A 25,039-nucleotide genomic window follows, 5' to 3' on the forward strand; every position below is an offset into this window, starting at 1 on the left:
CAAAAGACTCATGCAGAAAAATTCTCCGCTTCACGTTTTGGTCATTCCCACATGGTACCCAAACGGTGAAGATAAACTGATCGGCGTTTACCACAAGCTGTTCTGCACGGCACTTGCGGAATACGGCGTAAAAACCAACATGCTCTATGTAGACCGTCAGGGACTTTCCGCACTGCCGAAGTACCCCACGATGCAGAAGGTCTACGAAGAATCGAACACCGGCTATGTGACATACTGCCGCCGTATGCTAGACATCTCCAAATTCAGCGCAGATGCACAGCTCAGCGCTTACTGCCGCACCATTGAAAAGCTCTACAAAGCCTATGTAAAGCAGCACGGCAAGCCGGACATTCTGCACGCACATGTCACCGTGCCCGCCGGATACGCCGCTGCAAAGCTCGGCGAAAAATATCATATTCCGGTCGTCATCACGGAGCACTCCTCCTATTTTGAGCGCTTCTTTGAGGGTAGCACCGCAAAATACGGACTCTATGCTGCACGGCACAGCGTGATGACCTGCGTCAGCGGCTATATGACGGACATTTTAAAAGAAAAACACAATATACCTGCCGAAGTTCTGCCGAACATCGGCAACACCAAGGCATTTCGCGGCGCAAAAAAACCGAAAGACCCGGCACATTTTCGCTTGACGACGGTTTCCGCACTGCGCCCCGGCAAATGCGTGGAAGACGCTTTGCAGGCCTTGAAGCTCTTGCGGGAGCAGTACCCGGAAAAATCGTTTTTGTATACGATTGTCGGCGACGGGCAGGAGGAAGCGCTTTATAAAAAGACCGCATCTGCGCTCGGGCTGAACGACATTGTATCCTTTGTCGGGCGCAAGACCGAAAGTGAAATTGCGGAGATTTTAAGCCAGACCGACGCCCTTTTGATGGCTTCGGATATTGAGACGTTCGGCATTCCTGCCGTGGAAGCACTCGCGGCTGGCGTGCCGGTGATTTCTACACGGTGCAAAGGCCCGGAGAGCTTTTTGAACGATGACTGCGCCGAGCTCTGCAATGTGCATGACCCGAAAGATATGGAAGATGCAATTTTACGCATGGCTGCACGGTCGGACACACTGGACGAAGCCAAAATTCGTGCTGCGGCAAAGCCGTTTGACAGCGTCGCCGTTGCCGAACACGCCGTACAAATTTACCGTGAAGCGCTCGAAAACACAAAATAAACAAAAATAGGGGAGCCTGCGTTTCAAAACGTACAGGCTCCCTTTTCTTTAGGAAAGACCGCGCAGGCCGGTGCTTGGGAGGTCACCTAAATTGTTGCTCTCCTTGCCGTCCGGTATGCTGCGCAGATATTCACTGCCGTTGCGGCTCGCAATCGCCACGCCGCGGATGCCGCCCTGCTTTGCAAGCGCCACGCCGTCCGCCTTGGAAAGCACCGTGCCATCCGAAAGCTGGTAGCCGGAGATCTTGCCATTCGTGCGGATCAGCTTCATGATGGTCTTCGCATCCTTGTTCGGTACAGGGTTCATAATGTTGATATTGGCAGGCAGGTTGCCGATCCTCTGAGACATAAAACGATGTTCCTTTCCGTTTGTAATTTTGTTTTGTCCTTTCCGTTTTTCCGGCGCAGCCAAAAGCTGTACGTACCGATTAAGGCTTTTATAAGCGCCGCTGTGCCTATTGTCTCTCCACATACGGTGAATATGCAAAAAGCACGAAAAAACGGGCGAAATTTTGGCGTGGAGCGTTGCAAAGGCCACCGAAATGCGCTATAATAAGACCATAATGACTCGCGCTGCGGTTTTTACGGGATTGCCCGTGCCGGGCGCTAAAAACACAGGAGGCTTCCATGAATTCATGCGATAAGCAGCAGCTTAAAATCACGGCTGCCAAAGTCAGACTTGGAATCATCGAAGGCGTTTACAACGCCAAATCCGGCCATCCGGGCGGTTCCCTTTCCGCTGCGGATATTTTCACCTATCTCTATTTCAAAGAACTGCACATTGACCCGCAGAACCCGAAGGATCCGGACAGAGACCGTTTTGTCCTTTCTAAGGGTCACTGCGCACCGGGTCTTTACGCTGCACTGGCACAGCGCGGCTATTTCTCTGTGGATGAGCTGAAAAAGCTCCGCCACATCGGCGCTATGCTGCAGGGTCACCCGGATATGAAGGGCATCCCCGGCATCGATATGAGCTCTGGCTCTCTCGGCCAGGGCGTTTCCGCTGCGGCAGGCATGGCGCTTGCCGGCAAGATTGATAACAAAGACTACCGTGTTTACTCTCTGCTCGGCGATGGCGAGATTGAAGAGGGTCAGGTTTGGGAAGCTGCTATGTTTGCATCCCATAACAATCTCGATAACCTCTGCCTGATTGTCGACTTCAACGGCCTGCAGATCGACGGCCCGGTCAGCGAAGTTGCCGGCCCGGAACCGATCGACAAGAAGTTCGAGGCTTTCGGCTTTGACGTACAGACCATCGACGGACACGATTTCGACGCCATCGAAGCAGCTTTTGCACATGCAAAGACCGTTAAGGGCAAGCCGAGCGTCATCATTGCCAAGACCGTAAAGGGTAAGGGTGTTTCCTTCATGGAAAATCAGGTCGGCTGGCACGGTACCGCGCCGAACAAGGAACAGTATGAGACCGCTATGCAGGAGCTCACCGCTGCACTGCATGAACTGGAGGGCTGCTGATATGGCTGAAATGGTTAAAAAGGCAACAAGAGAAAGCTTTGGCGAGACCGTTACCGCGCTCGCCGCTGAATACCCGGAGATCGTCGTTCTGGATGCAGACCTTGCTGCTGCCACCAAGACGGGCATCTTCAAAAAAGCATACCCGGAGCGTTTCTTTGACTGCGGCATCGCAGAGTGCAACATGGTCGGCGTTGCTGCCGGCCTGGCCACCTGCGGTAAAATTCCGTTTGCGGCGTCCTTTGCCATGTTCTCCGCAGGCAGAGCGTTTGAGCAGGTCCGCAACTCCGTTGGTTATCCGAAGCTGAATGTCAAGATTGTCGGCTCCCACGCCGGCATCTCTGTCGGTGAAGACGGCGCTACACATCAGTGCTGCGAGGACATCGCGCTCATGCGCACCATCCCGGGCATGGTCATTCTGAACCCCTGCGATCATTACGAAATGCAGGCCGCGGTTCGCGCTGCTGTTGAGCACAAGGGCCCGTGCTATATCCGCCTCGGCCGTCTGGCTGTGGAAAGCATCAACAACAACGACGATTACAAGTTCGAGCTTGGCAAGGGCATCACGCTGCGCGAGGGCACGGACATCACCGTTGTTGCGACCGGTCTCATGGTACAGGAAGCTGTTAAGGCTGCCGATGCGCTGAAAGAAGAAGGCATCAGCGTTGAAGTCATCAATATCCATACCATCAAGCCGCTCGATGAAGAACTTGTTATTGCTTCCGCAAAGAAGACCGGCCGTGTCATCACGGTTGAAGAGCACAACATCATCGGCGGTCTCGGCGAAGCGGTCTCCACCGCACTTTCCGAGCATTGCCCGACGCCTGTCACGCGCATCGGTGTCAACGATGTGTACGGCCACTCCGGCCCGGCTGTGGATCTGCTGAAGGAATTCGGCCTTTCCGCAGAGCATATTGCAGAGGTCATCAGAGAAAAGCTCGCAAAGTAAGCTTTTCCGCAGGCTTCCGCTTTAAAACCGCATAAAAGGAATTTTGCTCCCTTTACAGGAACTGTGTGCATCCGCACGGTTTCCCGTAAAGGGAGCTTTTTTATATTCAAAGCCCCCGCAGTAATAGTAAAACGTCTTCGCTTGACGGACACAAAGAAAAAGCAAAAATAAATGTCTGCTTTCACAAAGAATTCGACCACTTTCTTTTTTCTCGCATTGTACAATAACGGTATCAGCACCGGTACAGATACATTTCATCTTGCTATACGGAGGTTTAGAATGTGTAAAAGCAAAACACCGCGCTTTTCGGCACATCTGCTGCATTTGGCCTTATTCAGCAAATTTGTGTCAAAAAAACGTGAAAATTTCGCGATAAGCGAAGATTTTTCCGAATACAGACGCAAAAAAGTATTGATCGCGGCAAATCATTTTTATATGCTGTACCGCTTTCGACGGGAGCTGATTGAAGAGCTGCAATCCCGGTATGAGGTAATCGTTGCAGCGCCGTTTCAAACCGGTGAAGAAGTGTTTGAAAGCATAGGCATACGCTGCACGGAAACGAAAATGCAGCGGCGGCGCGTGCAGGTGCTTTCTGAATTGCGTCTTTTACAGGCGTACAAACGTGTTCTTTGTCTGGAAAAGCCGGATCTTGTGCTTACATACGCCATTAAGCCGAATGTATACATGGGTTTTCTCTGCACGTGCTACCGCATTCCGTTTTACGCCACCGTACAGGGACTCGGCAGCGCTTTTCAGCGCCCGTGGCTCAGCTGCGCTGCCACATTTCTTTACAAGCTTTCGTTTCTGCGTGTACAGAACGTATTCTTTGAAAATCAGTCCAATGCGGTAGAATTTTGCCGCAGACACATCCTGCCACCCGAAAAAGAGGTCGTTCTGCACGGTGCGGGTGTAGACCTAAACCGCTATATCTACACGCCGTACACCGCTCACGATCCGCCGCGATTCCTGTTCGTCGGCCGTTTGATGCGCGAAAAGGGGGTAGAGGAGCTGTTTTGCGCCGTGCGCAGGCTGTGGACAGAGGGCTTTCACGTGCATTTGCAGCTGCTCGGCTTTTTTGAGGAGCAGTACAGGCAGGAGGTAGACCGCCTGGTTTCCGGCGGCATGACAGAGTTTTACGGCTTTCAAAAAGAACCGCTGCCGTTTTACCAAAACTGCGACTGCGTAGTGCTGCCAAGCTACCATGAGGGCATGAGCAACGTGCTGCTGGAAGCTGCCGCCGTCGGCAGGCCCATCATCGCGTCCGATATTCCCGGGTGCAGGGAAGCCGTAGAGCACAGCAAAACCGGCCTTTTGTGCCGCGCAAAAGACGCAGACAGCCTATATGTTGCCATGCGCGCGTTTTTGGCGCTTTCCGCAGAGCAAAAAGCAGCCCTTGGGCAAAACGGCCGCCGCAAAATGGAGCGTGAATTCGATAAAGAGAGCGTTGTTGCAGAAACACTGCGCATCGTCACCGCCGAAAAAGCGGCACCGCAGCCCCGGCGCGTCACGGCATAGAGGAGAACACATGTCCGGTTATATTTGGATGCTCCTTTGGCTTCTGATTTACACGGCGCTCTCCGCCGTGTTGGAAGTACAGCAAAGCGAAACTGTCTGCGGCGTGCAGACAGTGCGGTTCACGAAGCTCTGGGCAACACTCGGCGTACTGCCGCTGCTCATCTTCTGTACGCTGCGCGGTGATATCGGCGATACCTATAACTACATGCACGCGTTTTCCGAAATGCCGAGCACATTCAGCGCACTGCCCGATTACATCCAGTCTTTACAGAAAGATCACGGCTTTTTCCTGCTTTCCGCACTCATCAAGATTTTGTGCGGCGGGCAGGTGCGCGTTTGGTTTTGCATTCTCGCCGCGCTTCAGCTCTGGCCGCTCGTTAAAAACTATCGGCTTTATTCGGAAAGCTACTGCATCAGTCTGTTTTTGTTCATCGCTTCCACGGATTACATCTCCTGGATGATGAACGGCATGCGGCAATTTTTGGCGGCGGCGCTCGTGTTCGCCTGCTGTCCGCTTTTGCTGCGCAAGAGATACGGACAAGCCACGCTCATCATTCTACTTGCCGCCACACTGCATGCCTCGGCACTGTTCGCACTACCGTTTGTTTTTCTCACACGCGGAAAAGCATGGAACCGAAAAACGCTTTTGTTTCTTCTGCTCACTGTTTTGGCCGTGCTTTTCATCGACCGCTTCACAAACATTTTGGAGCTGCTTTTGCAGGAAACGCAGTACAAAAATGTCGTCAGCGATTGGAAAGGCTTTGAGGACAACGGTACAAACCTGCTGCGCGTACTGGTCTACGCTGTGCCGACGTTGCTTTCTTTGATCGGTTTACGGTTTATCCGTGCAGAAAATGACCCACTCATCGACCTTTGCGTCAACATGTCCATTGTATCAACCGGCATTTACATTCTCTCAGCGTTCACAAGCGGCATTTTTGTCGGACGGCTGCCCATATACTTTTCACTTTATAACTACATTTTGCTGCCATGGGAGCTGCACCACATGTTTTCAAAACGCTCCGTGCGCATTTTAACCGTGATGATGCTCATTTTTTATCTGTTTTTCTATTTCTACGGGCTGAAGACCTTCGGCCTTTTATAAAAAGGGGGATCCGTTATGCTTCGTGTTTTGCAGGCTGTCACCTGCATGGACCGCGGCGGACTGGAAACGATGCTGATGAATTACTACCGTCACATAGACCGCACACGCGTGCAGTTCGATTTTCTGACGCACCGCGCACGGGAAGGCGCGTACGATAAAGAGATTTACTCTCTCGGCGGCAAAGTTTTCACCGTGCCACGGCAAAACCCGTTCAGCCCCGCATACCGCCATGCACTGCACAAATTTTTCTCCGCCCACCCGGCGTATACTGTTGTGCACGCCCATCTTGATTGTCTTTCCGGCGTTGTACTCGGTTGCGCCAAGCAGCACGGCGTGCCTGTATGCATTGCTCACGCACACACCACAAATCAGCTGCGCGACTTCAAGTATCCAATAAAAGATCTGTATAAGCGCATCATTCCACGTACCGCGACCGATCTGCTTGCCTGCGGAGAAGATGCCGGGCGCTGGATGTTCGGCAGTGCGCCGTTTTTGGTGCTGCCGGTCGCCATCGATACAGAAAAATTCCGCTTTGATAAAAACATGCGCGAAGACATGCGGCGCACACTCGGTATCACAAAAGAAGAACTTCTCATCGGGCATGTGGGGCAGTTTCGCAAAGAGAAAAACCAAGCTTTCCTCTTGGATGTCCTGCACAGTCTGCGCGCATGCGGTACAAAATCGAAGCTGCTGTTTGTTGGCGACGGTGAAAAGCGGGCAGCCGTACAAAACCGCGCCGCCGCACTCGGCCTTACACCGTATGTGCTGTTTTTAGGCGTGCGGGAAGATGTTCCGGCACTTTTGCATGCAATGGATGTATTCTGTATGCCGTCTCTGTACGAAGGCATGCCGCTCTCCGTTTTGGAAGCGCAGGCCGCAGGGCTACCGTGCCTTGTCTCCAACGGTGTACCGAAGGATTGTCTTCAAACGCCGCGTGCACGGCAGCTTCCGCTTTCCGCACCGCCTTCTAAGTGGGCGGAGGTTATTTTGGCAGAAAGTAAGGTGCTCAGCGCCGCGCCGCCTGTACTACAAAGCTTTGACATTTGTGAAAACGCACATATGCTCACTGCGTATTATCTGCAAAAGGATGCCCAAAAAAGGAGGGAAACCGCACATGGTTCTGCTGACCGTATTTACGCCGACGTATAACCGCGCACACACGCTGCCGGAAGCATATTGCTCATTAAAAGCGCAAACATCTAAAAACTTCCTATGGCTCATCGTAGATGACGGTTCCACCGACCGCACCGCCGCGTTGGTCTCCGCCTGGATGCAGGCGGAGAAAGCATTTTCCATCCGTTACCTATACCGTCCAAACGGCGGCATGCACGCTGCGCACAACACCGCTTATGCGCACATCGAGACCGAGCTGAACCTTTGCCTTGATTCCGACGACCGTTTGGCAAAGGATGCCGTAGAGCAAATTGAAAAGCGCTGGGCACAGATAAAAAGCAAGAATTGCGCCGGGCTCATCGGGCTTGATGACGACGGAAACGGCAAGCTTATTGGCACCGGCTTTCCGCCGGGCCTCACCGAAACGACGCTCAGCGGTTACTATGCGGGCGGCGGCAAAGGCGACAAAAAGCTCGTGTATCGTACCGACATCATCCGAAAATACCCGCCGTACCCGGAGTTTCCAAATGAAAAATACGTGGCGCTCGCCGCAAAATACCGGCTGATCGACCGCGATTACAAACTCGCCGTTTTAAATCGCGTGCTGTGCCACGTGACGTATTTAGAAGACGGTTCCTCGCACACCATATGGAAGCAATACGCAAAAAACCCGCGTGGCTTTCTATATTGGCGGCAGCTTTGCCTTACGTACCCGGCTGCTGCAACGCGCACGGTACTCGACAGCATCCATTACGATGCCGCGTGTTTTCTCGCGAAAGAGCCCGCACTGATGCTCCGCTCACCGAAAAAGGTGCTTACAATGCTGTGCACGCCGCTTGGCGCAGGACTTTCCGTTTTGATCCGCCTGATGGCCGCACGCACCGAACGCAAAGCACAAAAGGAGGCTGTATGATCCCGAAAATCATCCATTACTGCTGGTTTGGTCGCGCACCACTGCCGGACAAAGCCAAAAAGTGCATAGAGAGTTGGCGCAAGCACTGCCCGAACTATACGATTTTGGAATGGAACGAAGATAATTTTGACATTCACCAAAACGGTTACACCGAAATGTGCTGTAAAGAGAAAAAGTACGCGTTTCTCGCCGATTACGCCCGCTTGCAGATCATCGAAAACGAGGGCGGCTTTTACTTTGATGTAGATGTCGAGCTCGTGCGCAGTTTGGACCCGCTTTGCAGCGAGCACGCGTTTTTTGCCTTTGAGACCGACCGTATGATTGCGACCGGCCTCGGCTTCGGCGCAGAAAAACACCATCCGCTCGTGCACTTCATGCTGGAGCAATATGCACCCCTGCTCGACGGCAAGCACGGCGTCATCGGCTGCCCGCAGCTCAATACACAGGCGCTTTTAAAATGCGGCTTAAAGCCAAACGGCAAGCGACAAACCGTGCAAGGCGCAGCCGTCTTTCCCAAGGCGTATTTTAACCCCTACGAGGATGCCACGGGGCGGCTTTATATCACAGACTGCACCTACACCGTGCACTGGTATGCCAAAAGCTGGATGAACCGCCGTACCGTACTGCGCAGCAAGCTCACGCGCCCGCTGCATCGCCTGCTCGCCGACCATCCGCGTATCAAAGAAAAAGTGAAAGGCGGCGTTTAAAACGGAACCGAAAAAACTGCTTTTTATTTTGCCGTCTTTAGAGATTGGCGGGGCAGAGCGCAGCCTTATCGGACTGTTGGAAGCGCTCGAAGACAAAAGCGTGCAGGCCTCCGTTTTTCTGTACCGCCGCGAGGGAGAATTCATAAAAGACCTGCCGCAATATGTGCGTCTGCTGCCGGGAATCCCTGCATACCACGCCTATACAGAGCCGATCCTGTCGCTTGTAAAACATGGCAGACTGCGATTTGCAGCCGCACGATTACTCGCAAAGCTCGCGTTTTTTTTGTACGGTACTTTCATGCGAAAACCCACCGGCACGTGGACGCACTTGCAGTATATCTCTGCATTTTTGCAGCCGTTTTTGCCGAATATCCCGGGCGAGTATGATCTTGCCGCGCAGTACCTCGGCGTCGCCGATACGCTTGTGCACAAGGTAAACGCCAAGTACAAAGTCGCGTGGAACCACACGGATTACGCCACACAACACCCAAATCCAAAGCTCGACCGCCGTGTGTATACGAACGTAGACTATGTTGTCAGTGTTTCCGAAAGCTGCACGGAAGCCTTTCGGCGCATGTATCCCGCGTTTTCACAAAAAGCCGTCACGGTCGAAAACTGCCTTGCGCGCGAGCTCATCGAGCGCAAATCGCTGCTGCCGGCTGCCGGCATGTATCGCGAAGCGGGCGAGACCGTGCTGCTTTCCGTCGGTCGGTTTTGTGAAGCGAAAAACTTTGAAGCCATTCCGAAAATCTGCACAGTGCTTTTAAAGCGCGGCCTTTCCGTTAAGTGGTACATTTTAGGCTACGGCGACCGGGAAACCCAAATTCGCGAAGCCATTCAAGCTGTGCATATGGAAGATTTCGTCGTGCTGCTCGGCAAAAAGGAGAATCCGTACCCCTATATACGTATGTGCGACATTTACGTGCAGCCGTCCGTTTATGAGGGCAAATGCGTCGCCGTGCGGGAGGCGCAGCTGCTCGGGAAGCCTGTCATCATCACGGATTTTTCCACCGCGCACAGCCAGCTGCAAGACGGCACAGACGGCATGATCGCGCCGCTTGATTTTGACGGTTTTACAGATGCTCTCGCCGCGCTGATTCAAGATAACGAAAAACAAGAAGCACTCAAAGCCGCCTGTCGCAGCACCGATTTCACACAGTATAAAGAAGCGGAGAAAATCCTGAGATTTGCAGAAGGAAGGGAAAGTTATGCCGAAGATCAGCGTCATTGTGCCGATCTACAACGCCGAAAAATATCTCGAGCGGTGCGTTAAAAGCCTCATCGCACAGACCTTTCACGACATTGAAATCTTACTTATCGATGACGGCTCTACCGATGCAAGCTCCATACTGTGCACGCGGCTCAAAAAAGAGGACAGCCGCATACGCATTTTGCATAAGCCAAACGGCGGCCTCAGCAGTGCGCGAAACGCGGGTCTGCTTGCGGCAAGCGGAGCATTCATCGGCTTTGTCGATGCCGATGACACCGTATCGCCGACATTTTTTGAAACGCTTTTTCAGAAGATTGAGCAGTATCACTGTGATTTTGTTTTCTGCGACCTCATACGCATAGAATCCGGCAAGCCGCCCACGCTGCGCTCTGCATCGCTCCACGGCGGGTATTACGACAAACGCAAAATCAAACGCTGCGTATTTCCGCAGCTCATCATGCGCGACAATCTCGAATACGGCCCGCTTTTATCCGTGTGTGTTTGTTTATACCGTACATCGTTTTTAAAAGAATACGACCTGCGGTTCGACGAAACCGTGCGATATTCCGAAGATAATCTATTCAGCGCGTGTGCAGGATACCGCGCCGCTTCGTTCTTTTATCTTAAGGGCCAAGGGCTTTACGAGTACCACCGCAACCCCGGCAGCATCACCACAACGCACAAAGCAGATGCGTGGGAAAGCTACAAACGTATGCATCAAAAGCTGTGCGCACTGTTTCAAAACTGCCCGGAATATAATTTCAGCCGTCAACTCGATCTGCATCTCATCCACTACGCCTGCGCCGCACTCGGCGGAGCCTGTGATTTGCCAAAGGTCGAACAAAAATCGGAAATCGACCGCATTTTAAACGACGAAGCGCTGAAACGTGCGCTGCAAAACCGACCCGCGCGACATATTCCGTTTAAACTTGCCGTACAGCTTTTGTGCATGCAATACCGCTGCACGCCGCTTATGTGCCTGTGGCTGCAAAGGAGAGAGCACTATGCCTGAAGTCAGCATCATTCTGCCCGTCTATAATGAGGAAAGGCATCTGCAAAAAACGCTTTCCGCGCTGTGTACCCAAACATTTCGCGATTTTGAGCTGCTTGCCGTAGACGATGGCTCCACCGATGAAAGCCGCCGCATTTTAGAACGCTTTGCAGCTGCAGACGCGCGTATCACGGTACTCGCGCAACACCATGGCGGCGTTTCCCGCGCACGTAACCTCGCTTTGGAAGCCGCCACCGGAAAGTGGGTGTGGTTTGTAGACAGCGACGACCTGCCGTTTTCGAACTACCTCGAAAAAGCATTGCATGAGCCGCAGTCAAACGACGCAGACATTCTCATGGGCAGCTACCTAAAAATGGATTTAAACGGTGAGATTACCCGCATAACACTACCAAAATACGGTCTCATAGATTCCGAAACGCTTCCCGTTTGCTTCATGCAAGCACAGTACGAAACCGGGTATTTTGGCTATCTTTGGAACAAGCTTCTGCGTCGCGAGAAAATTCTTTCCGTCAACGCTGTATTTGATGAATCCATGACGCTTGCTGAGGATCTGCAATTTTTAGTACAGCTTTACCGCGCAAACAGCCGCGTACTCCTCACGCCACACTGTGCCATGCAATACGCCGCGCACCCGCTGCGCCGGGAAGCAGACCACTTTAAGCAGCTCCTTTTGCAAAAAGAGATTGCGCACTGGGTCATCACAGAGCAAAAGCACACGGAATTTAAGCCGTTTTTTCGCAAAAGACTCAGTGCATACACGGCATTCTCCGTTTTTTACGCGCCGGATATCGGGCTTGATCCCATCACGAAAGCCAAAGAGATTATGGAAGATGAAGCGCTTTGCGCACTGCTTTCCGAAGCGGAGCTTCACGGCGTTTTTCGGTGCATCGTGCACTGCTTAAAGCAGCAAAATCTGCCCGCATTGCAGCTGCACCTTGCCGCATACCGCGCCGCAAAACACGCAAAATCGATTTTGAAAGGGGAGAATACGCGTGCGTTACATTCTGCATGACCACATCGGCAGCGCAAACCACGGGTGCGAAGCGCTTGTGCGCACCGTTTCTAAGCTTTTAGGCCCCGGCCGCACGGTGCTGCTTTCCGAAGCGCCGGAGGAAGATGCCAGATACGGCGTAGCGCGCCCGCTCGTTGTGCAGGATGTGCGCCCCGCGCGAAGCGATGTGATCCGCAAAAGCTCGCCCGCATTTTGGAGCGCCTATCTGCGCTTAAAGCTTTTAAACGATTACACACCGCTCGATGTCTTGCCGTACCGTGCCGCGCTACAAACGCTCACGCGCGACGATATTCTCGTCTCTATCGGCGGCGATGTGTACTGCTACGAAGATATACAAAAGCGCATTCGGCTGCACAACCTCGCACGGCGCTATGCAGGCGGCAGCATACTGCTCGGCTGTTCGATTGAACCGAAGCTTCTTCGCAGTAAGGCTCTGCTACGTGACCTCACCGCATTTGACCGCATCACAGCGCGCGAGACACAAACGCTGCACGCGCTGCAAAGCGCCGGGCTGCGAAACGTCTCCTTTTGCCCGGATTCCGCTTTCTTGCTGGAGCCGCGCGGTGCGGAGATTCCGGAAGTGTTTCAGCCGCACAACACCGTCGGCATCAATGTAAGCCCGCTTTTACTGCGCCGTGCACGAAACGCAAAGCTTATTTTGGGTAACCTCATCGCGCTGATTGACACAATCCTGCGCACAACAGACAGTGCCGTGGCGCTCATCCCGCACGCCGTGCAAAACGGCAATGATGACCGCGATCCGCTTAAAGAATTATACGCTGCCTTTCAAGACAGCGGCCGCGTATGCCTCATCAAAGACCAAAGCGCGGCGCAGCTCAAATCGATCATTGCGCTGTGCTCGACGTTCATCGGCGCACGCACACATGCCGTCATCGCGGCGTATTCTTCCGGCGTACCCACGCTCGCACTCGGGTATTCTGTAAAAGCCAAAGGCCTTGCAGAAGATATTTTTGGTGTCGATACGCCCTATGTGCTGCCCATTGAAAACATTGCGGATGAAACTGCCGTCACGCGCAAGTGGATCCGCCTACGCAGCCACGCGCCGGAGATCACCGAAACGCTGCGTGCCAAAACGGCCGCCTATGAAGACGCTTTAAAAGCGTTTCGCCGCACTTTGCAGGAGGGAAAAGATGGAAAAACCGCTCGTAACGCTGCTTCTGCCGTGCTATAACTGTGAAAAAACACTTGACCGCTTCATGCGCTCCGTAATAAGCGAACCTTACCGCCCGTTGGAGCTCATCTGCATCGATGACGGTTCGACAGACGATACGGCAAAGCTGCTGAAAACCTTCGAGCCGATTTTAACAGAAAGCGGCGTGCAGTATACTGTGTTGACGCAGGAAAACATAGGACTTGGCGGCGCGATACAGACGGGGCTACTCCACGCGCACGGTGATTTTCTCTGTTGGGCAGATCCGGATGATTTTTTATTACCGGGCTCTGTTGAAAAACGCGCTACGTACCTGCTGCAGCACCCGGCGTGCGGCGCGGTGAGCAGTGATGCCTTCGTTTTTGACGAGAGCGACCTCAAAACGCCGCTCTACCGTGAAGCTGCGCGGTTTTCGCACCGTTTTGAACTCATGCAGTTTTGGTATCTTCTGCGCGGCGAAGGCATGGTGTGCGCCGGCTGCCACATGATCCGCATGCGCTGTTTTGACGAAGCTGTGCCGAACCGTATGATCTACCCTGCGCGCCGCGGGCAGAATTATCAGCTCATGCTGCCGGTGTGTTACAAATTTCCGCACGCTTTTTTAGACGAACCGCTTTACGGCTATGTAAAATATCAAAACGGCATGTCTGCGGGAGATGTGACCGAAACTGACAAGCTGCACCGCATCGCAGAGCACGAGACGATCTTGCTTCAAACCGCTAAGCAGATCAAAATGCCGGAAGCCGAGCACCAAAAGTGCTTAGATGAAATCGCAAAGCGATACGCCTTGCAGCGCTTTTACACGGCAATCGATTTTCGGAACAAAGTGCTTTTGCAGGAACAATATGCCATTTTGAAAAAGTACGGTGCCGTCACGCGCGATATTAAAAAGCTCTATCGACGAAACCGCACTGTGCTGCACAAGCTGTGCTTTAAGTTTTATGAAGGAGGGAAGAACTATGTGCAAAATTTCGGTGATCGTGCCCGTTTATAACGCGGAAGACACCCTCGAAACGGCACTTAGCAGCGTTTTCATGCAGACGCTCACGGATATAGAAATTCTCTGCATCAACGACGGCTCCACAGACCATTCCGCAGACGTTCTAACGAGCACCCAGCGCAGAGACGGCCGCGTGCGGTGCCTTACGCAGGAAAACGCCGGCGCGGGCATAGCGCGCAATGAGGGCATAGCGGAGGCAAAAGGGGAGTACATTGCATTTCTCGATGCCGATGATCTCTATCCGGGCCCGTATGCGCTCGAAACGCTTTTGGCTGCCGCCGAAAAAAGCGGTGCCATGGTCTGCGGCGGCTCTATCGAAAAAGCCAAGGGGAACGATGTGCACCCCATGTTTGTTTTCACGGAGGAGGGTTTTCATAACGCCTGCGATGAGCCGCTCGACCGTTTTTTTGCCCGCTTTATTTATAATCGCAATTTTTTGCTTGAAAACAAGCTGCAATTTCCGCCGCTGCGTGTCTATGAAGATCCTATTTTTCTTCTCTGCACGCTTTTAAAAGCCAAAGAATACTACGCCGTGCCCGACGTGGTTTACCGCTACAACGGCACGCATTCCAATAAACGTATCACGCTCGCCTGCACCAAGGATTATCTGCGCGGGCTCATCGCTGAGCTGAAGCTCTCAAAGAAAAAAGACTTGCCGGAAATTCACACGCTGTGCTGCGACCGCCTGATGCGTGAGGCGGATTTTTACGCCCAGCGCTTTTTGAAAACGGAAGACCCGGAGCTGCTCGCACTATTACTCGAGGCAAACGCCGCCGTTTCGCCGCAGCTGCTCAAGGACCTGCCGGAGAACGGCAGCGTCATCTTACCCGCTTTGCGCACCATCTGGCACGCGGGCTGCCGCTATTTGCGCTGGCGGGATCAGCGCATCATCCGCACGCTGTGCGACGTGTTTGTAAAGTAGCCATGCGTGCCAAAAGGAGCTTTTTCAATGCCTTTTCCGGGCTTTTCAGCCAGTTTGTTTCCGTCGCACTCGGCGTTATCATTCCGCGGCTCGTGCTCGTACAGCTCGGTTCCGAAGCCAACGGCCTGCTCTCCGCTACACAGCAGGCGCTCGTGTATCTTGACCTGCTTGAAAGCGGTATCGGCACGGCAGCGCTGCAGGCACTTTATAAACCCGCCGCCGAACAGGACAGAGCCGCCGTCAGCGGTATCTTCAATGCGATTCGCCGGGAATATGCCAAAGTCGGCATCGCTTACGCCGCACTCGTTTGCGGGCTTTCAGTGCTGTTTCCGTTTTTCATCAAAACCGAACTGCCGTTTTTTACCGTATTGCTCACGGTTTTGCTCGGCGGCATGGGACAAGCCGTGCGCTTTCTGTTTCAGGCAAAATACCGCGTGCTTTTGCAGGCGGAGGGCAGAGGATACGTGCTCATCAACGCCAACCTGCTTTTAACTGTTTCCATCAGCATCGGCAAAATCATACTGCTAATTTGCGGACTTTCGCTCATCGCCGTACAGCTGCTCTGCTTTTTGTGCGGCTTACTGCAAACCACACTGCTCACACTCTACGCCAAAAAACAGTATAGCTGGCTTGACCGCGCCGTGCCGCCCGATACAACCGCCACCGCGCAGCACCGTGCCGTGCTCGTACATCAGATCTCTGGGCTCATCTTTCAAAACACCGATGTTTTACTGCTCTCTGTCGTCTGCGGACTGAAAACAACGAGCGTCTACTCCATGTACGTGATGCTTTTCGGCATGGTCGGCACGGCAGTCTCCGCCATAAACGGCAGCGTGTCGTTCGTCCTGGGGCAAACCTATCACACCGACCGCGCGCATTTTTTGCGGCTTTACCGCGCATTTGAAACATACAATATGGCGCTCACATTTGCGCTGTATCTCACGGCTGATGTGTTCATTCTGCCGTTTTTGAAGCTCTACACCGCCGGTGTGACGGATATTTCGTATCTCGATCCCGTTTTGCCGCATCTTTTTGTCTGCACGTACCTGCTCTCAAACGGACGTGCAGCCGCGCAGCGCGTCATCGAATACGCCGGGCATTTTCAAAAAACGCAGAACCGTTCCGTCATCGAATCCGTCATCAATCTTCTCATATCGCTTTTGCTTGTGGTGCCGCTTGGCATGTACGGCGTGCTCATCGGGACGATTGCAGCGCTTTTATATCGCACGAACGATATGATTTTCTACGCATCCCACAAGCTGCTGCATGCACCTGCACGGCGTACTTACCGAAAATTCTTATGCAGCGGAGCGTTGTTTGTTTTGCTGTGGTTTTCCGCAAAAGCTCTGCCGCTTCCACTCAACTCATATCCCGCGCTGCTCCTATCAGCCGCCGTATTTTGCATATTCAGCCTTTTGCTGTTTACCGTGCTCGGCTCTGCGCTGGATTGTGATGCCCGCCGCGTTCTTTTCGCCATTTGGCGCAGAACGGCAATGACCGTTCTGCAAAAAAGCCAATACATTCGCCGCAAAATAGGGGAGAAGCGCATTTTCACACACCGTTCCGCGTTATGAATCTCTGACGAAATTGTTTGCTAATTTCGCTATAAATCAACCATTAAATTCGGCAAAATACCAAAATTTAATTATCTTCTTTGCATTTAATTGACCTCTTTCGCCTTTTTTGATATACTGTTAAGCGTTAAATCTTTTGGAGAATATTCGGAAGCAATAAAACACAAGTGATTTTGTAAGGCTATATGCTTGCAAAATCACCAAATTTCGAGTATATCTCAGGGCGAGGAGGATATTCTTTATTATGGCAGGAAAGCTCTCTGCATTTTTCGGAGCGCAGGATATGACGGTGGGCAACCCGGCGACAAATCTCATTCGGTTTTCCACACCGCTTCTCATCGGCAACTTGGCGCAGCAGCTGTACAGCACGGTGGACTCCATTGTGGTCGGCAATTATGTGGGTGACAGCGCGTTGGCCGCCATCGGTGCCAGCGGCCCGATCATCAACCTGCTGCTTGTACTGTTCATGGGCGTATCGGTCGGTGCCAGCATCATGGCATCGCAGTGTTTCGGTGCAAAAGACAAAAAGCGACTTTCGCATTCTGCAGGTACGGCGATCACGGCAACCTTTGCGGTTTCCATCTTCGTCATGGTCGTGGGCCCGCTCATTACACACCCGATCATGTCTGCACTGCAAACACCGCAGGATATTTACACTATGTCGTGTGATTATCTCATCATCAATTTCCTCGGTATTCTCGGCAGCGCATATTACAACATTATTTCCGGCATTCTGCGCGGCCTCGGCGATTCCGTCATGCCGCTCATTTTCCTGCTCGTGGCATGCGGCATGAACATTGGTCTGGATATCTGGTTTGTCGCGGGCTTTAAAATGGGCGTTGCGGGCGCTGCGTGGGCAACCATCATCTCGCAGGCAGTCTCCGGCATCCTGTGTCTTGTGCGTCTGCTCTTAATGCGTGACGTATTGCACATCACGTGGCGCACCCTGTGGCCGACAAAAGCGCTTTTGTTCCAGCTCATCCGTTTGGGTCTGCCCAGCGGTCTCACACAGGCGGTGTTCTCGCTCGCCATGCTGGTCGTGCAGTCCCTTACAAACAGCTTCGGTACCACGATCATCGCGGTTTCCACCGTTGTTATGCGCGTGGACGGCTTTGCCATGATGCCGAACTTCACCTTCGGTACGGCAACGACGACCTTCACCGGCCAGAACATCGGCGCAGGTCGTTTGGATCGCGTGGAAAAGGGCACAAAGGACGGCTTAAAGCTCGGCCTTTCCGTTTCCGTGGTACTTGTTGCGCTGATCCTGTTCTTCGGCCGTTATCTCATGGAAATGTTTACGAGTACGCCGGACGTCATTGATACCGGCATGCATATGATGCGCATTCTCTCCATCGGTTACATTGCAATGGCCGTCACGCAGATCCTTTCCGGCGTTATGCGCGGCGCGGGCGATACGATGACCCCAATGTGGATCTCCCTCATCACGACCATCGTTATCCGTGTGCCGATCGCATACGGCCTCGCAGCACTGATGCACTCTGCAGATGCGCTGTTCATCTCCCTGCTCATAAGCTGGGTCATGGGTGCCGTGCTTACCTCCATCGCGTTCCGCATGGGCCGTTGGAAGAAGAAGTCCATCATCAACGACGATGTGCCCGAACCGGCAGATGTGTAGGTTTAAGCCCTATTCGTATAGAAAAATGAGTAGCTTCTTTGTGTGCAGACCTATTTTTCTCTGATAGAACAAAACAGCACCGCGCTAAGAATGAACTGCACCCCATTTGTTAGACAAGTATGATATACTATACTAACAGATGGGGTGCAGTTCACTATCCGCTTGTCGGACCGAACATTAAAGCGTTTCTCTCGCTCGTAAAGAAATTCCCCAAAACGCATTTCTACGCGCTTGAGAATGACCTGAATTGTCTGCACGCGCTTCAATCCGAAGTCGCAAAACGAAACGTCGTGCTCGGCTGGTTTGGGAATTAAAGTACTCGTCGCGGAAAACCATGTCATCACAGAGCATTGGACGGTCGACGCGCGCCGATAAATATTTGTACGTACAACTCTTGACATTCGTACTCTTGTATGCTATATTGAACATACACACGGCGATGCTTATCGCCGATTTTAAGTGGAGGAATTTTTAAAATGGCAAAACTTTCCATTCATACTGACGAAAAGAAAAGCAAGATCAACCGCAATATCTACGGCAATTTTTCCGAGCACCTCGGACGCTGCATTTATAACGGCATTTATGTTGGCGAAAACAGCGACATTCCAAACGTAAACGGCATGCGAACCGATATTGTGGAAGCGCTGAAAGCTATTAAGCTGCCGGTGCTGCGCTGGCCGGGCGGCTGTTTTGCAGATGAATACCACTGGAAAGACGGCATCGGCCCCAAGGAGACACGCAAAAAGATGGTCAACACGCACTGGGGCGGTGTTGTGGAGGATAACACCTTCGGCACGCACGAATTCTTAGAATTCTGCCGTCAGGTCGGCTGCGAGCCGTACATCAACGGCAACGTAGGCTCCGGCACCGTGCAGGAAATGAGCGAGTGGATGGAGTACATGACGTTTGATGGCATTTCGCCCATGGCGGACCTGCGCGCCAAAAACGGTCATGCCGAGCCGTGGAAGGTGAAATACTTCGGTGTCGGCAATGAAAACTGGGGCTGCGGCGGCAATATGCGCCCGTCCTATTATGCCGACCTCTACCGCCGCTTCCAGACCTACGTCCGCGATTACGGCGACAACCACGTGTTCCGCATTGCCTGCGGCCCGGGCATCGCCGACGATTACAACTGGACAGAAGAGGTCATGCGCATTGCGGGCAACTACATGAACGGCCTCAGCCTGCACTATTACACCGTGCCGGGCACATGGGAGAAGAAAACAGCTGCAACAGGCTTTGATACCGACATGTATTACGAGACTGTTCGCAAGGCATTACACATGGAAGAACTTATCACACGCCACACGGAGATCATGAGCCATTACGATCCCGAGCACAAAGTCGGTCTGATCGTAGACGAGTGGGGTACATGGTACGATGTGGAACCGGGCACGAATCCGGGCTTCCTGTATCAGCAGAATACCATGCGCGACGCCATTGTCGCCGCTGTAACGCTGAACATTTTCAATGCACACAGTGACCGTGTCGTCATGGCAAACATCGCACAGCTTGTAAACGTTTTGCAGTCCGTCATCCTCACCGAGGGAGAGAAAATGGTGCTTACGCCGACATACCATGTATTCGATCTTTATAAGCACCATCACGATGCAACGCTTTTGAATAGCCACCTCGAAACGGAGGGGGTCTACGCCGGCGTACCGAACCTCACGGTTTCCGCCTCGGAAGACGAAAACGGCGTCGTGCATATCACGCTCGCGAACATTTCCGCCGACACCGCGTACCCGATCGACTGTGCGCTGACCGGCAAGAAGTACAATACGGCATCTGCACGCATTTTGACAAACTCTATCGGCGCATACAACGACTTCGACCATCCCGAAGACGTCAAGATTACGGATTTCGACGCGCTGACGCTTGAAAACAACAACCTGCACTTCAATATTCCGGCGTGTGCCGTCATGGAAATCACGGTCTCCTGATGGAACGCATTCCCTGCAGGCGGTGTTTGCTGAAAGACCTCAGCGACACAGATTATTTTCACTCGATCTACGAATATATCGAAAACATTCCCCCGGAGCAGAAAGCCCCGGATGCACTTTACAAAGACCGTTTGAAAAAATGCACATCATGCGACCACTTAGTCAACGGCATGTGTGCGCTGTGCGGCTGCTTTGTAGAGGTACGGGCAGCAAAAGTGCGCCAACATTGCGCAAAAAACGCAGAAATCTGGTAAAAATCGGCTCTGATTTTTACTTGTCAATCCGGCAAAATTGTGGTATACTGGCTCGAAGCCTGTATACCACTTTTTGTGTTTTCGGGCATCGCAATCCCGTCGTTTCGACGGGCTACCTCTACCTTGAAAGGATTTATTTATGCTGGATGTCTTTCTCGACGCACTCATCGATTCGTTAAAAACGCTGCCGTTTCTGTTTGCCGCGTACTTTCTCATTGAGTATTTAGAGCACCGTGCAAGCAGCAAAATGGAACGCGGTCTGCAAAAGCTCGGCAAATTCGGCCCCATCGGCGGCGCGCTCCTCGGCGTTGTGCCGCAGTGCGGCTTCTCCGTGGCGGCAGCAAATTTCTACGCCGGACGCATCATCACAGTCGGCACACTGCTCGCCGTGTTCCTTTCCACAAGCGATGAAGCCCTGCCGATTCTGTTCTCACACCCGGAGCAGATGCGGTACATTTTGCCGATGCTGCTCATCAAAGTCGCCTCCGGCATCGTGTTCGGCTTTCTGGCCGACCTCATTTTACAGCGCTTTTTCCACCCTAAAAAAGAGAAACCGTTTGAGGAGCTGTGCGCGGACTGCGACTGCGACCACCACAGCCTGTTGCACTCCGCCTTGCACCACACGATCAGCATTTTTCTCTTTATCCTCGTCGTAAACCTCGTGCTCGGCTATGCCATTTATTTTATCGGGGAAGACCGCATTTCCGGCTTACTTTTAAACGGCAGCGTCTTTCAGCCGTTCCTGACGGCACTCATTGGACTCATTCCGAACTGTGCGGCATCCGTGATCTTAACGGAGCTGTTCACGCTGGGCAGCCTGCAATTCGGCTCCTGCGTGGCGGGCTTATGCGCCGGTGCAGGCGTGGGCCTCGTCGTGCTGTTCCGCACAAACCACCGCGTAAAAGAGAACCTCGCCATCGTCGGTACGCTGTACGCCTGCTCCGTCGTGACCGGCATGCTTGTAAATTTGATTTTCTAAACTTAAATATACGCAAAAACGACCGAAAGCCTTTGCACCGCGCTTTCGGTCGTTTTTGTTTACATGTATTCCTCGATGAATTCCGGTAGAGAGGGAATTGCCTTCTTTCGAGGTGAATTTTACAACACGGCACCCATGCAGTGCGTATCGGTGCAGCTCTCAATGCGCACAGAGCGAATCTCGCCCGCAAGGGACGTACCGCTTGCCACCGCAACAGGTGTATAGTTCATGGAGTATCCCTCCCAAACGCCTTTTTGAATCTCACGCTCGAAAAGCACTTCCTCCGTGCGACCGATTTGCGCTTTAAAAAACGCCTGCTGCGTTGCGGTCGTCACGCGGATCATCTCGTGGCTGCGCGCTTCCTTTACGGCATTCGTCAGCTGATCGCCCATGTCATAGGCACGAGTGCCGGGGCGGCGGGAATAGGCAAACACGTGTACTTTCGCAAATGCGATCTCTTCTGCAAACGCCAAAGATTCCGCAAATTCTTCATCCGTTTCGCCCGCGAAGCCGACCATGATGTCCGTCGTGATGGCAGCATTTTCAAACGCTGCGCGCAGGTTGCGCACGATGGTGCGGTATTCGTCTGCGGTGTAGTGGCGGTTCATGCGCTTTAAAGTCGCATCGCAGCCGCTTTGCAAGGAGAGGTGGAACTGCGGGCACAGCTTTTTCTGCTTTGCCATGCGCCGGATCACGTCTTCCGAAAGCTGCTCCGGCTCCAAGGAGCCGAGGCGCACACGCTCAATACCCGGCGTAGCGCAGGCCGCTTCAATGGCGTCACACAGATGCAGACCGAACTCCTGTCCGTATGCCGAAAGGTTGATGCCCGTCAGCACCACTTCTTTGTAGCCGTTCGCGCCAAGCCCCGCAAGCTCCGCCTTGAGGTCTTCAAGCGGCTTCGAGCGCACACGGCCGCGGGCATAGGGGATGATGCAGTATGAGCAAAAGCGGTTGCACCCGTCTTCAATCTTCACAAATGCACGCGTGCGGCCTGTAAAGTTCTCCACATTGAGATTCTCAAATTTTTCGTCGTTCGTGTGCGGCGCAATGTCGATGATGCGCTGGCGTGCAGAAAGAAACGCCAGCAGATCCGGCACCAGACGCTTGCGGTTCGAGGTGCCGAGGATAATATCGGCTTCCTCCAGTCGCCTTGCGTCCTCCGGGAACGCCTGTGCCATGCAGCCCGTCAGCACCATAACGGCATCCGGGTTATCTTTTTTCGCGCGGCGAAAAATCTGCCGCACCTTGCGGTCACTTTCGGCCGTGACCGTGCAGGAGTTGAGGATTACGACGTCCGCTGTTTCCTTGTCTTCCGCTGCGGCAAAGCCGTGCTGCAAAAGGGAAGAGAGCATCGCTTCCGATTCATACTGGTTCACCTTGCAGCCGAGGGTGATGACCTTTGCTTTCATCATATATTTTAATTTCCTTTCGTCACACGTCGTTTTCTTCCAGCCAAAGCGTCAGCTCCGTCCAGTCGTTCATCAGACTGTCCGCAAGCGCCTTTTGCTCAGTGATCTTATTCGTGATTTCCATCATTTTTTCGTAATCGCTCGCCGTCTCGGGGTTGGAGAGCTGCCCGTTCAGCGTGTCAATTTCCGCTTCCGCCGCTTCGATCTCGCGCTCGCATTTCGAAAGTGCGGCACGGCGCTTCCGAATTTCAGAGGCACGCTCTTTCTTTTGTTTATAGACTGTATTGGCTTTCGGCACAGCGTTTTCATTTTCCGCTTCGGCAGCGGCTTTTGCGGCTTCCTGCTTTTGACGGGCCTCAAGATATGCGTCGTAGTTGCCGAGGTACAGCGTTGTGCCGGAAGGGGTGAGATAGTAGATTTTATCCGCAAGCTTGTTGATAAGATAACGGTCATGCGAAACGACGAACAGCGTGCCATCGTAGCCCAGAAGTGCGTTTTCAAGCGCCTCGCAGGAGCCGATATCGAGGTGGTTCGTCGGTTCGTCGAGGATCAAAAGGTTCGCTTTGGAAAGCATCAGCTTTAAAAGCAGCACGCGCGCACGCTCGCCGCCGGAAAGCCCTTTCACGGGCTTATACACGTCTTCGCCTTTAAAAAGGAACACCGCCAATGCGCTACGCACCTGCGTCTGCGTCATGTAGGGGTGCAGATCCCAGATCTCATCGATGACCGTCTTACTCTCATCTAAATTGCCTTGCGCCTGATCGTAGTAGCCGATGTCGATATTCGCGCCAAAGCGGAAATCGCCGAAGGTTTGCTTATAAATGTGCAACAGCACTTTCAGCAATGACGTTTTTCCGCAGCCGTTCGGGCCGATGAGAAACACCTTTTCGCCGCGTTTGATATCGAGATTCACATTTTTAAAGAGCCTGTGGTCGCCGAATGAGAGGGCAAGCTCTTCCGCTTCCAGAACATCATTGCCGCCGCGCTGGCTCGCCTTAAACTGAAATTTGATGGTATCCGGATCATCCTCCGGCTTTTCAAGCGCCGCCTGCAAACGGTCAATGGACTTCTGCTTGCTCGCAATCGTCACATAGTTGCGCTCCTGATTGAACCGCTTCTGCTGCTCAATGATGCCCTCAATGCGCTTGATCTCGCGCTGGGTGTTATCGTAGACGCGCTGCATCGCAAGGCGGTTTTCTTCTTTCAGCTGCAAATATTTCGTATAATTGCCCTTATATTCTGTCAAATGCGTGTTTTCAATCTCAAATGTGCGGTTCGTCACAGCATCAAGGAAATAACGGTCGTGCGAAATAACGATGTACGAGCCGTTGTAATTCTTCAGAAAATCCTCCAGCCATTCAACAGACGGAATATCAAGGTGGTTCGTCGGCTCATCCAGCAACAGCAAATTCGATTCGCCGAGCAGCATTTTTGCGAGTTGAATTTTCGCTTTCTGTCCGCCGCTCAAAACACCGATAGGAGCATAAATCTGCTCCGGCGCAAAGCCGAGGCCGATGAGTGTGCTTTTTGCACGGTTGCGGCAGGTGAGGCCGCCGTCTGCGATGAAACGATCGTTTAGCTCCGCCTGCTTTTCGATAAGCTCGTTAAGGTTTTCCGGCATTTCCGAAATTTTCGTCGTGAGCACTTCTATTTCTGCTTCCATTTTGAGCAGCGGCGCGAACACCGTCATCACTTCGTCAAACGCCGGTTTTTCCATATCGCGGCAAACATGTTGCTCCATGTAGCCGATGGACGTTTCGCGTGCCGGGGTAAAGGTGCCTTCGTCCGCCGTATATTCTCCGTTCAGTACCTTGAAAAGCGTCGTCTTTCCGGAGCCGTTAATGCCCACAAGGCCAATACGGTCGCCTTTCTGCACTTCAAATGTAATATCCTGAATGATCACATCGGTGCCGAACATCTTTTTTATGTTGTTCACCGTAAGTATTGCCATAGTTGTTCTCCT

General features: G+C 52.8%; 22 protein-coding genes. 19 read left to right on the forward strand and 3 right to left on the reverse strand.

What is annotated here, in order from left to right; genetic code table 11:
- Positions 1–10 precede the first annotated feature (10 nt).
- Positions 11–1,183: a glycosyltransferase gene (locus tag ACLTX1_RS04860; protein WP_412266190.1), complete on the forward strand. Its 1,173-nt coding sequence runs from the start codon at positions 11–13 to the stop codon at positions 1,181–1,183.
- 48 nt (positions 1,184–1,231) lie between these two features.
- On the opposite strand, the gene ACLTX1_RS04865 is transcribed toward ACLTX1_RS04860, so the two are convergent.
- Positions 1,232–1,531 carry a DUF3892 domain-containing protein gene (locus tag ACLTX1_RS04865; protein WP_308448368.1) on the reverse strand — a complete coding sequence of 100 codons (300 nt, stop codon included), beginning with the start codon at positions 1,529–1,531 and terminating at the stop codon, positions 1,232–1,234.
- 278 nt (positions 1,532–1,809) lie between these two features.
- On the opposite strand from ACLTX1_RS04865, the gene ACLTX1_RS04870 reads away from it, so the two are divergent.
- The 18 genes from ACLTX1_RS04870 (at position 1,810) to ACLTX1_RS04955 (ending at position 21,667) form a co-directional block, all read left to right on the forward strand.
- Positions 1,810–2,655: a transketolase gene (locus ACLTX1_RS04870; protein ID WP_412330540.1), complete on the forward strand. Its 846-nt coding sequence runs from the start codon at positions 1,810–1,812 to the stop codon at positions 2,653–2,655.
- 1 nt (position 2,656) lies between these two features.
- On the forward strand, positions 2,657–3,601 hold the full coding sequence (locus ACLTX1_RS04875) for a transketolase family protein (RefSeq protein ID WP_308448366.1): 945 nt from the start codon (positions 2,657–2,659) through the stop codon (positions 3,599–3,601).
- A gap of 411 nt (positions 3,602–4,012) precedes the next feature.
- Positions 4,013–5,116 (forward strand): glycosyltransferase family 4 protein, encoded by a 1,104-nt coding sequence (locus ACLTX1_RS04880; protein WP_412330541.1) that lies wholly within the window; start codon positions 4,013–4,015, stop codon positions 5,114–5,116.
- Positions 5,117–5,126: 10 nt separating this feature from the next.
- On the forward strand, positions 5,127–6,221 hold the full coding sequence (locus ACLTX1_RS04885) for an EpsG family protein (RefSeq protein WP_412330542.1): 1,095 nt from the start codon (positions 5,127–5,129) through the stop codon (positions 6,219–6,221).
- A 15-nt stretch (positions 6,222–6,236) separates the two neighbouring features.
- The gene (locus ACLTX1_RS04890; protein ID WP_395506385.1) at positions 6,237–7,370 is read left to right on the forward strand and encodes a glycosyltransferase family 1 protein; all 1,134 of its coding nucleotides are present in this window, start codon (positions 6,237–6,239) and stop codon (positions 7,368–7,370) included.
- Positions 7,336–8,247 (forward strand): glycosyltransferase family 2 protein, encoded by a 912-nt coding sequence (locus ACLTX1_RS04895; RefSeq protein WP_343284398.1) that lies wholly within the window; start codon positions 7,336–7,338, stop codon positions 8,245–8,247. The genes ACLTX1_RS04890 and ACLTX1_RS04895 overlap by 35 nt, the downstream gene beginning before the upstream one ends.
- The gene (locus ACLTX1_RS04900; protein WP_343284397.1) at positions 8,244–8,954 is read left to right on the forward strand and encodes a glycosyltransferase family 32 protein; all 711 of its coding nucleotides are present in this window, start codon (positions 8,244–8,246) and stop codon (positions 8,952–8,954) included. Before ACLTX1_RS04895 ends, ACLTX1_RS04900 begins: the two co-directional genes overlap by 4 nt.
- A gap of 28 nt (positions 8,955–8,982) precedes the next feature.
- Positions 8,983–10,227: a glycosyltransferase gene (locus ACLTX1_RS04905; protein ID WP_343284396.1), complete on the forward strand. Its 1,245-nt coding sequence runs from the start codon at positions 8,983–8,985 to the stop codon at positions 10,225–10,227.
- On the forward strand, positions 10,163–11,176 hold the full coding sequence (locus ACLTX1_RS04910) for a glycosyltransferase family 2 protein (protein WP_308448359.1): 1,014 nt from the start codon (positions 10,163–10,165) through the stop codon (positions 11,174–11,176). Before ACLTX1_RS04905 ends, ACLTX1_RS04910 begins: the two co-directional genes overlap by 65 nt.
- Entirely contained in the window at positions 11,169–12,188 is a 1,020-nt protein-coding gene (locus tag ACLTX1_RS04915; protein WP_308448358.1) for a glycosyltransferase family A protein, read from the forward strand. The genes ACLTX1_RS04910 and ACLTX1_RS04915 overlap by 8 nt, the downstream gene beginning before the upstream one ends.
- Entirely contained in the window at positions 12,169–13,380 is a 1,212-nt protein-coding gene (locus ACLTX1_RS04920; protein ID WP_412330543.1) for a polysaccharide pyruvyl transferase family protein, read from the forward strand. Before ACLTX1_RS04915 ends, ACLTX1_RS04920 begins: the two co-directional genes overlap by 20 nt.
- Positions 13,340–14,353 carry a glycosyltransferase family 2 protein gene (locus ACLTX1_RS04925; protein ID WP_412330544.1) on the forward strand — a complete coding sequence of 338 codons (1,014 nt, stop codon included), beginning with the start codon at positions 13,340–13,342 and terminating at the stop codon, positions 14,351–14,353. Before ACLTX1_RS04920 ends, ACLTX1_RS04925 begins: the two co-directional genes overlap by 41 nt.
- Positions 14,319–15,281 carry a glycosyltransferase family 2 protein gene (locus tag ACLTX1_RS04930; protein WP_412330545.1) on the forward strand — a complete coding sequence of 321 codons (963 nt, stop codon included), beginning with the start codon at positions 14,319–14,321 and terminating at the stop codon, positions 15,279–15,281. Before ACLTX1_RS04925 ends, ACLTX1_RS04930 begins: the two co-directional genes overlap by 35 nt.
- A gap of 2 nt (positions 15,282–15,283) precedes the next feature.
- Positions 15,284–16,855, forward strand: coding sequence for a polysaccharide biosynthesis C-terminal domain-containing protein (locus tag ACLTX1_RS04935; protein WP_412330546.1), 1,572 nt, complete (start codon positions 15,284–15,286; stop codon positions 16,853–16,855).
- A 244-nt stretch (positions 16,856–17,099) separates the two neighbouring features.
- Positions 17,100–18,491 (forward strand): MATE family efflux transporter, encoded by a 1,392-nt coding sequence (locus ACLTX1_RS04940; RefSeq protein WP_308448353.1) that lies wholly within the window; start codon positions 17,100–17,102, stop codon positions 18,489–18,491.
- A 476-nt stretch (positions 18,492–18,967) separates the two neighbouring features.
- Positions 18,968–20,434, forward strand: a complete 1,467-nt coding sequence (locus tag ACLTX1_RS04945) for an alpha-N-arabinofuranosidase (protein WP_308448352.1) — start codon at positions 18,968–18,970, stop codon at positions 20,432–20,434.
- Positions 20,434–20,688, forward strand: a complete 255-nt coding sequence (locus tag ACLTX1_RS04950; protein WP_308448351.1) for a DUF6171 family protein — start codon at positions 20,434–20,436, stop codon at positions 20,686–20,688. The genes ACLTX1_RS04945 and ACLTX1_RS04950 overlap by 1 nt, the downstream gene beginning before the upstream one ends.
- Before the next feature lie 139 nt (positions 20,689–20,827).
- Positions 20,828–21,667, forward strand: coding sequence for a putative manganese transporter (locus tag ACLTX1_RS04955; RefSeq protein WP_308448350.1), 840 nt, complete (start codon positions 20,828–20,830; stop codon positions 21,665–21,667).
- 119 nt (positions 21,668–21,786) lie between these two features.
- On the opposite strand, the gene mtaB is transcribed toward ACLTX1_RS04955, so the two are convergent.
- Entirely contained in the window at positions 21,787–23,079 is a 1,293-nt protein-coding gene (mtaB, locus tag ACLTX1_RS04960) for a tRNA (N(6)-L-threonylcarbamoyladenosine(37)-C(2))-methylthiotransferase MtaB (RefSeq protein WP_308448349.1), read from the reverse strand.
- Between the two features lie 19 nt (positions 23,080–23,098).
- Positions 23,099–25,027: a ribosomal protection-like ABC-F family protein gene (gene abc-f / locus ACLTX1_RS04965; protein WP_308448348.1), complete on the reverse strand. Its 1,929-nt coding sequence runs from the start codon at positions 25,025–25,027 to the stop codon at positions 23,099–23,101.
- Between the last annotated feature and the right edge of the window lie 12 nt (positions 25,028–25,039).

It is taken from the genome of Hominenteromicrobium sp. (assembly GCF_046974225.1).
Lineage (GTDB): Bacteria > Bacillota > Clostridia > Oscillospirales > Acutalibacteraceae > Hominenteromicrobium > Hominenteromicrobium mulieris.